Source organism: Providencia sp. CIM-Carb-044 (assembly GCF_033901115.1).
Classification (GTDB): Bacteria; Pseudomonadota; Gammaproteobacteria; order Enterobacterales; family Enterobacteriaceae; genus Providencia; species Providencia hangzhouensis.
Window position 1 is genome coordinate 140,623 of the sequence record NZ_JAXADV010000011.1, and the last position, 8,705, is coordinate 149,327.

An 8,705-nucleotide genomic window follows, 5' to 3' on the forward strand; every position below is an offset into this window, starting at 1 on the left:
AAAATTGGGATTAGTGCTTAATTATACACAGAATATAGGGGTGAGTTAGGTTATAAAATGAATAGCATTATAATTATTAAAATCCATTAATATTTAAATTGTTTATATGCAAATCACTCTTCTATTTTAAGCCGATGTTCCTCTGTAACATTCTTCGCAGCAATACACAAAATCCCCTTTTGGCAGTTCGGGCAACATTTTTGATTGAGTGTGAAGTAGTCACGTCACTACACACAAAATCAATCAGTGACTTTTGAAATTGGGGATACCGAATGAAATTACTGACTAAGTTTATCTGATGGCAAACTCTTTTGAGGAGAATCGCCTATAAATAACCATTTGTTATGTCTTTCCATCTGTAGCTACTTTATCAATCGTATTATGGCGGATATTCAGGTAGTCAAATTTATTATTAAGTCGCTACAATTTAGAGCCAAACTATTGAGCTCTAACATAGATTATTTAAGGCTTTCTTCTTAGTATGTAAATTAAACACTTTTGTTGGATGACACCACACACCTTAAGAAAAGAGATAACTAAAATGCCAGCTGCTAAACGTCCTATTTTTAATTTAGAGCTTGATTTACTTCGCACTTTTATTGCGGTTGTTGATGGTGCAACTTTTGCCGCCGCCGCAGAATCTGTTTGCCGAACGCAATCAGCGGTGAGTCAACAAATGCAACGGCTGGAGTCACTCATTGGCAAGGAGTTATTTGTCCGGCAGGGCAGAAATAAAGCATTGACGGACTCTGGTACACAACTATTGAGCTATGCCCGCCGTATTTTACGTCTTAATGATGAGGCATGTTTATCACTAGTTTATGAAGAAATTGACGGAGTATTAAAAATTGGTTCGCCAGATGACACCGCGAATACAATATTGCCTGATTTATTAGCCAGATTTTCAGGAGCTTATCCAAATTTAATCATGGATATTATTGTCAAACGCAGCCCATTTCTTATGTCAATGTTAGAGGATAATGAACTCGATTTGGCGATCTCAACCGAGGAGCATGTTGGCTACCCTAAAATTGTCTTACGTGTTTCCCCTTCACTATGGTATTGCGGGAAACATTTTAGTTTTAACTTAGAGCAGCCGCTGCCATTAGTTGTGTTAGATGAGCCGAGTACTTATCGCGAGATGATGATCAATCACCTCGAACAACAGCAAATACCTTGGCGCATTGCTTATATGGCGACAACACTATCTGGAGCACGCGCTGCGGTTAGGGCGGGATTGGGTATTATGGCTCGCTCAATTGAGCTTTCAGGGGAGGACTTGCGCATACTCGGTGAGGATGAAGGGCTACCAGTACTTCCGGCAATTCGATATAACCTGTATCTCAACTCAAAAAGCCCAACCAAAGCCGCACAAATTCTTTTTAACTCATTAAAAAATGAACAAACAGCCGTTATCTCCCATAACAACTAAAATTAGGAATAATTATGACCCATTTTCACGGTATTTTTCCTTATCTTGTTTCACCAGTCGATCAAACTAAAGGTACTGTTCTTGAATCATCTCTTCGTCACCTAATTGAGCACCTCATTTCGAGCGGAGTTCACGGATTGAGCCCATTAGGGAGCACTGGTGAATACGCATATTTGTCACAGGAATTACGAAATGAGGTGGTTCGCATTACAGTTGATCAAGCTGCGGGGCGAGTACCTGTATTAGCGGGGGTTGCCAGTTTCTCAACGTCAGATGCATGTTTTCAAGCGGAACAGTATGCCAATTTAGGTGTGGATGGCATGGTGCTGATATCGCAAAAAATGTACCCTCTGAGTGATAAAGCCCAATTGGGTTATTTCCAAACAATAGCGGAGTCTTTTCCTGAAAAATCCATGACGGTCTATACCAACCCTGGTTTGCTGGGGGATGTACTGTCTATTTCTCTTTTGAATGAATTAAGCTATATCCCTAATATCGAATATGTTAAAGATGCATCGAGTAATACTGGAAGGTTATTAACGATGCTCAACACCTTCGGTGAGCGGGTTAAAATTTTTAGTGCTTCAGCACATATTCCTCTATTAGTTATTAAATTAGGTGGTGTAGGCTGGATGGCGGGTCCTGCCTGTGTGTTGCCAAAACAGTGTGTTGAACTGTATGAGTTGGCCACTAGAGGGGATTGGGATACAGCGTTAGCAAAACAGAAAGAAATGTGGCAAATCAACGAAGCTTTTACGCAATATGCATTAGCGTCATGTATTAAAGCATCTTTAAACATTCAAGGGTTTAATGTTGGTGACCCGATCCTTCCACAAGAACCTCTCAATGATGTTGCTATTGCTCATTTACAGCAAATTATTGCTCAGTTAAATGAATAATAAGAGGAAGGAAAAATAGAAGCCCATTCAGTGTGGGCTTCTATTCGTTAGTCGGTCTTATTAAAGACCAACACGCAATAGCTGTGTGATAGCCGATATAGTTTTCGCTTCAAAAGATAATACACTTTTAGCAAGCTGCGCAGCTTGTTCATTTTTCATTACCAGCCCTGCATTGTCATAGAATTTGCTCACAATATCCTCCAAAGACATTGGATTTTGTGGGTTACCGTATTGGATATCTAATCGTTCCGTTATTGTCTCACCATGGGTTAATGTGACAAAAATTAGGCCGGGAAAATAGGTTGGGAAAGGAATTTCATTTTCAGTGGGATAACGATAGCTGACTTTTTTCGCGAGGTTTTGGATATCTGCTCGCTGTAAATTTTCGGTAGAGAGCAAACTTAATGTTAATTTGTCTTCGATAAAACCAGCGGCAAACAACCACGGGAGGCTAAATTTCGCTGCATAGGCACTCTGAGGTGCCCATTTTTGTTCTGGTGGCTCACAAATTAAGGCCGCTGCAACGGGATCGACAACGCATTCTACTTTTGCAATTTGATCGAGGGTTATTCCTCGTTGTAATAATCGTCTCCCACAATCGACGGTGGCATGAGCAAAATGGCAAACAGGGTAGGGCTTAATGGAAACATTCATGAATTGCCAAACATTACCTAAGTCTTGGGCGACTTGCTCTGGATGTGCCTTTTCACGGAGACCATGTGTTTGGTACAGACTATAGCGTCCTTCAAAAATAGTTTCTGGCCCTGTCATTCCGCCTTTAGCTAAACATGCTGCAATAATGCCTGATTGCGCAGCCCATCCCGCATGAAAACATTTTGCTGACGAGCTATTGGTTAGGTATTCAGCAACACCACTGGCTTGGCTTCCTGTTAGGCCTAGAGCGTTAACTGTTTGTTCCCGAGTTAATTTGAGTAATGAAGCTGCACAAGCCGTCGCACCAAAAATACCCGCTATAGCTGTAGAGTGGAAGCCGCGTAGGTGAAACCCGCTATGACTTGCTAATCCCACTCTGGCTGCGACTTCCCAGCCAATAATCCATGCAGTAAGGATCTCTTTTGTTGTCGCCTGTAAATGTTCACCGAGTGCAAAGGCTATAGGAGTAAGTACGGCACTACCGTGAGTGATTGAGTCGGTGTGTGTATCATCAAAATCTAATACATGCGCAGAAATACCATTTGCTAAAGCGGCGGTGGTAGTTGAAACGGTTTGGTTACTTCCCCAAATTGGAATTTTTCCTTGATGATCAGGTAAATAAGCGACTCCCTTACGGCATTGTGTTGCGCTTTGTTGGAGGCTTCCGGCAAGTGCAACGCCTAATGTATCGAGTAAATGATATTTGGCGCGTTCAATAACTTGCGGTGGAATATCAGAAAATGATAGGGATGTGATAAATTGGCTTAGCTGTTGGCTTAATGTCATAGATACCTCTGGTGAATGAAAAAGCCAGCACTTGACTGGCTTTAAGAAAGTAGAGATTTAAACTTTGCTAAAATGCATTAGTCATTAAGCCAACCGGATGCTTTGGTTTGTTCTATTACTCGAGTGACTTGTTCAGGTGCATTCCCTACATAGGTCGTTGGGTCTAATAGGGCATCAAGTTCTTCTTGCGTTATATGGTCACGAATGCGTGTGTCACGGTTAATGGCCTCAATAAAGGTGATGCCTTCTTCTTGGCCAGACATAGAAGCTTCATAAACAATTTCATGGGCAGTTTGTTTACCCGCTTTGTCTGACAACGCAAACATGACGCGCTCAGCAAGCATAAATCCACCTAAAATATCTAAATTTTGGCGCATCTTATCGGTATGTACGTTTAATCCCCCTAATACAGTTTTCATGTTATCGAAGATCACCGAAAGCATCAGGCACATTTCTGGCATCACTTTCCATTCCATCTTCCAAATCGCACCATCTCTTTCGTGTTGGTGTTTCATCATGTCGGTAAGCACAGAAAGGTTAGCTTTCAATGTATTACTGACACAGGCCGCATTTTCGACAATGGCAGGGTTACGCTTGTGTGGCATCGTTGAGGAGCCAACTTGACCTTTACTAAAAGGCTCTGAAAGTTCATCAATTTCATTGTGGGCTAATAATAAAATTTCATTGGCAATTTTCCCTAATGTGCCACTAATTAAACCGATCAGCATGCCATATTCACTAAATCGGTCACGAGCCGGCTGCCAAGAAATCTCAGGGGTGCCTAAACCGAGTCGATTTAATACACGAACTTCAAGCTCATCTGCTTTGTCGCTCAATGAGGCCTTAGTTCCAACAGCGCCAACAACGCTACCAACGAATAAGCGAGGTTCGATTTCTTTTAACCGTTGATAATGGCGTGCTAATTCCGTTAACCAAATAGCAGTTTTGTGGCCAAAAGTAATCGGTAGGGCTTGTAAGGCTAAGGTTCGTCCAGGCATTGGTGTATTGCGATGTTTTTCGCTTAACGATAATAGAGAACGCCCTAATATTTTGATATCACGTAAAAAAATGTTATGAGCCTCTTTTAGTTGAAGCACTAAGCCTGTGTCCATAACATCTTGTGTCGTGGGCCCAAAATGGACATATTCACCAAAATGTTCAGGGCAAGCATGCTCTAAACCACGAATGGTTGGAACAAGTGGATGACGAGTTAAACGCACTTGCTCTAAGATGAAATCCATATCTAACTTTTCAAGTTTTGCCGTATCAGCAATGACCTCTGCGGCTTGCTTTGGAATTAAACCTAATTCAGCTTGTTCAATCGCTAATGCAGCTTCGTAATCAAGCCAATTTTGCATTCTGACCTTATCAGAAAAAATAGCGCGCATTTCTTCTGTAGACCATAAGTTTTTTAATAATACAGAATCAAAAACACTGGTACCCATAATATTCCCCTGTATAAGAATAATATTGAAAATTAAAAGGTGGTTATTTGTTAGAGAGTTGCTTTATTTATGCAATAAAAAATAAAAATAAACACCTTAATAAGATTAATGTTAATAAAAGACTTTCTTATGTATTTATTTTTCCATTTAAATCAATTTGTTATATTTTAATTTATTGTTTATTACATATCGATTTTAATTCTTAATTTTCTCTTAAGTTTTCATTAATTTAATTAATGCTCATTTATATGATGAAGATCATCTTTTTAAATAAGTCATGTTTTAAAAGGAAAGTAATTTGATATACATAATATGAAATCGAACTTTTAAAAATAAATAACCTTCCTTTTAATTACTAGGGAATCTATTTCTATATTTGGAGAAATAAACAATGACATTAAATAAATATACAAAATTAATACATAGTGGACGACAACCTATTACAACATCAGGACCAATTAATCCGCCAGTAATGAGAGCGAGTACTATTGTTTTTGATTCAATTAAAAGCTGGCGTGATGTTCGCGATCGCCGCGCAACGGAACGTGTTTTAAGTTACGGTGCGCGAGGTACAGAAACCGCATTTGCACTCGAAAGCCTGGTGACTGAATTAGAAGGGGGCTATAGAGCGCAATTATTTCCTACGGGTCTAGCCGCGATTGCAGTCACTATTATGGGCTATGCACACAGTGGTGGGCACGTATTGTTTGCAGATTCTGTTTATGAACCTGTACGTAAAATAGCCGATGCTTTTTTAAAACCAAATAACATCGCCTACAGCTTCTTTAAAACAGATGCTTCAGATTTTGAGCAAAAAATTCAAAGTAATACACAACTTATTTTTGTTGAATCCCCAGGTTCATTACTTTATGAAATGTTGGATTTACCCGAAATATGCCGTATTGCACATGAAAGAAATATCCCAGTGGGTGTTGACAACACTTGGGGTTCAGCATGGTTATATAACCCGTTGGAATTAGGCGCAGATGTCTCTGTGATTGCAGCGACAAAATACCTTTGTGGGCACTCTGATGTGATGATGGGAATTATGGTTGCGACAGAAAAAGCGTGGAAACAAATTGGCGCTTTGCCAGAAGCTTTAGGTCAAGCCAGTAGCCCCGATGATGCTGCCTTAGTTTTACGAGGGATGCGTACTTTAGGACAGCGATTAGCTGCGCATGGCAAAGCTGCACTAGCGATTTCGCAATGGCTGGAAACGCGTTCTGAAGTGGAAAAAGTCTGGTTCCCTGAATTGCCATCTCATCCACGCCATGATTTATGGAAGCGTGACTGCAAAGGTAGTAATGGCTTATTAACCATTGAATTCAAAAAACAATATACCGCGAAGCAAACAGAAAACTTTATTGATGCTCTAGCCCTGTTTGGTATCGGCGCATCGTGGGGTGGGTTCGAAAGCCTCGCACTACCCGCTAACGTAGTCGGCGCAAGAACAGCATCAGATTGGAGCGAAGGTCATGGGCCTTTTGTTCGTTTACATATTGGCTTGGAGTCTGTGGATGATTTGATAGCGGATATTACACAAGCATTTTCAACATTAAATCAATAACAATAAAGCTGCACCAATACTGGGGAATTCTTCTATGACAGGTTTAATCATTGCCGCGCTAGTTACAGCGCTGGTTGTTTACCTGCTGGCTCGGGGTTATAAACCTCAGCCAGTCTTGTTGCTAGGGGGCTTACTTTTGTTGCTCCTAACCGCATCTTTAGATCTTAATTCATTGTTACCAGAAAATAAAACCACGCATTTTAAGTACTTTGATATCTTCCAAATTTTTACTGATATCATGAGCTCTCGATTAGCTGGCTTAGGGTTAACATTAATGGCGATTGCTGGATTCTCCCGTTATATGGAGCATGTGGGAGCTAGTCGCGCATTATTTGCTATTTTTGAAAAGCCGCTAAAGACCATTAAATCACCTTATTTGCTATTAGTGATTTCATTTCTAGTGACGCAAGTTCTGGTGATTTTCATTCCAAGCCATGCAGGGTTGGGGATGTTATTAATGGTGACAATGTACCCTATATTAATTCGTTCGGGAATCAGCCCACTCTCTGCTTTAGCGGTTATCGGTTGTTGCCAGTTTATCGACCATGGACCCGGTTCTGGTAATGTCATTATGGCAGCGAAAACCGCGGATATTGAACCCGCTGTTTACTTTGTTCAACACCAATTACCCGTAACTATCCCTATTATTATTGCAGTGGCAATCACCCATTTCTTTGTTCAGCGTTGGTGGGATAAGCGTGAAGGGTTTGTTTTTGACTTGAGCAAAATTGATACTATTAAAGAAGATGGCGGTAATAAAGTCCCATTGTCTTATGCGTTGTTACCAGTTATTCCATTGATCCTAATTATCGGGTTTAGCCCATTATTACACCCATATATTAAGTTGGAAGTTACCACCGCGATGATTATCAGTACCGTCATTGCACTGATTTTTGAATACGTCCGTTTACGTGATGCGAAAGCCGTCATGGACAGCTTTATGTTGTTCTTTGAAGGAATGGGGAAACAGTTTGTTTTAGTCGTTTCTTTGATTGTTTCAGGGGAGTTTTTCGCAAATGGATTACTCAAAAGTGGGGCGGTGGATACGTTAATTAGCGCAGCTCAAGATGCCGGCTTTGGTATTGGTGCGATGATTATTGTTATGAGTGCCATCCTTGCACTCGCTGCTTTCCTGATGGGTTCAGGGAATGCAGCATTCTTCTCTTTTGCTGCATTGACACCGAAAATTGCTGCTTTCCTTAAAGTGGATGTGGTGACACTCATTTTACCGATGCAAATTATGACAAGCTTTGGGCGTACTGTGTCACCTATCACTGCAGCAATTGTTGCAATTGCAGGAATTGCAGGGGTTTCGCCGTTCCAAATAGTAAAACGAACGGCAATCCCAATGGCAGTTGCTGCAATCGTTAACCTTGTCGTAACTTTCTACTTTTTATACTTCTAATTAGACTCGCGCATTTATCCCTTAAACTTTTCGTTACTCTTCGGTTTAAGGGATTTTTTTATTGATAGGCGGGCTATTATTCATCCTTTTATCAAAAGCTACCTCAATGATAGAATGACATTTGATGGTAACTAATTGTTTTGTAATGGATTTTGTTTTATCTACTTTACCGGATAAAAATAAGTGAAAAATAACTGAATATCACCTTCATTTAATCCCATCAGAAATAACATTAGAAAACAAACGATTAGGCTAGTTTTCTATGCGAATGAATTAATCTAACGCGATAAAGTCATTTCAAACTCATAAACGGATGTAAATAAATATCTCAATAACTCGGTTTTTGATTATTTAAGATATATTTCACTGCCCAAATACTCTTGTAATGCGTTTATTTGTTTTTATGGGTTATGTTGGCGTTTAATGCTTATGGTGAGTTATTTTTTGGCTTAAAGATCTGCATTCAACGCCTTAACGCGGTGCTAGTGATAATGTTAATAAATATTTCGTTTTTTAT

At 40.1% G+C, this 8,705-nt stretch carries 6 protein-coding genes; 4 read left to right on the top strand and 2 right to left on the bottom strand.

Annotation, left to right across the window (positions count from 1 at the left end; translation table 11 throughout):
• Positions 1 to 541: 541 nt before the first annotated feature.
• The gene (locus SJ312_RS18600) at positions 542 to 1,432 is read left to right on the top strand and encodes a LysR family transcriptional regulator (RefSeq protein ID WP_036958742.1); all 891 of its coding nucleotides are present in this window, start codon (positions 542 to 544) and stop codon (positions 1,430 to 1,432) included.
• Between the two features lie 14 nt (positions 1,433 to 1,446).
• Positions 1,447 to 2,331, top strand: a complete 885-nt coding sequence (locus SJ312_RS18605; protein ID WP_094961543.1) for a dihydrodipicolinate synthase family protein — start codon at positions 1,447 to 1,449, stop codon at positions 2,329 to 2,331.
• 60 nt (positions 2,332 to 2,391) lie between these two features.
• On the opposite strand, the gene SJ312_RS18610 is transcribed toward SJ312_RS18605, so the two are convergent.
• A complete protein-coding gene (locus SJ312_RS18610; RefSeq protein WP_094961544.1) occupies positions 2,392 to 3,771 on the bottom strand; it encodes an MmgE/PrpD family protein in 1,380 nt (459 codons plus the stop codon).
• A 77-nt stretch (positions 3,772 to 3,848) separates the two neighbouring features.
• The gene (gene purB / locus SJ312_RS18615) at positions 3,849 to 5,216 is read right to left on the bottom strand and encodes an adenylosuccinate lyase (protein ID WP_094961545.1); all 1,368 of its coding nucleotides are present in this window, start codon (positions 5,214 to 5,216) and stop codon (positions 3,849 to 3,851) included.
• Positions 5,217 to 5,607: 391 nt separating this feature from the next.
• On the opposite strand from purB, the gene metC reads away from it, so the two are divergent.
• Positions 5,608 to 6,783, top strand: coding sequence for a cystathionine beta-lyase (metC, locus tag SJ312_RS18620; protein ID WP_004264200.1), 1,176 nt, complete (start codon positions 5,608 to 5,610; stop codon positions 6,781 to 6,783).
• Between the two features lie 34 nt (positions 6,784 to 6,817).
• Entirely contained in the window at positions 6,818 to 8,188 is a 1,371-nt protein-coding gene (dcuC, locus tag SJ312_RS18625) for a C4-dicarboxylate transporter DcuC (protein WP_047756434.1), read from the top strand.
• Positions 8,189 to 8,705: the final 517 nt, after the last annotated feature.

Bases quoted from the DNA above. Each gene is read 5' to 3' on its own strand.
- purB (WP_094961545.1), bottom strand. From the start codon at position 5,216: ATGGGTACCAGTGTTTTTGATTCTGTATTATTAAAAAACTTATGGTCT.
- SJ312_RS18600 (WP_036958742.1), top strand. From the start codon at position 542: ATGCCAGCTGCTAAACGTCCTATTTTTAATTTAGAGCTTGATTTACTT.
- SJ312_RS18605 (WP_094961543.1), top strand. From the start codon at position 1,447: ATGACCCATTTTCACGGTATTTTTCCTTATCTTGTTTCACCAGTCGAT.
- SJ312_RS18610 (WP_094961544.1), bottom strand. From the start codon at position 3,771: ATGACATTAAGCCAACAGCTAAGCCAATTTATCACATCCCTATCATTT.
- metC (WP_004264200.1), top strand. From the start codon at position 5,608: ATGACATTAAATAAATATACAAAATTAATACATAGTGGACGACAACCT.
- dcuC (WP_047756434.1), top strand. From the start codon at position 6,818: ATGACAGGTTTAATCATTGCCGCGCTAGTTACAGCGCTGGTTGTTTAC.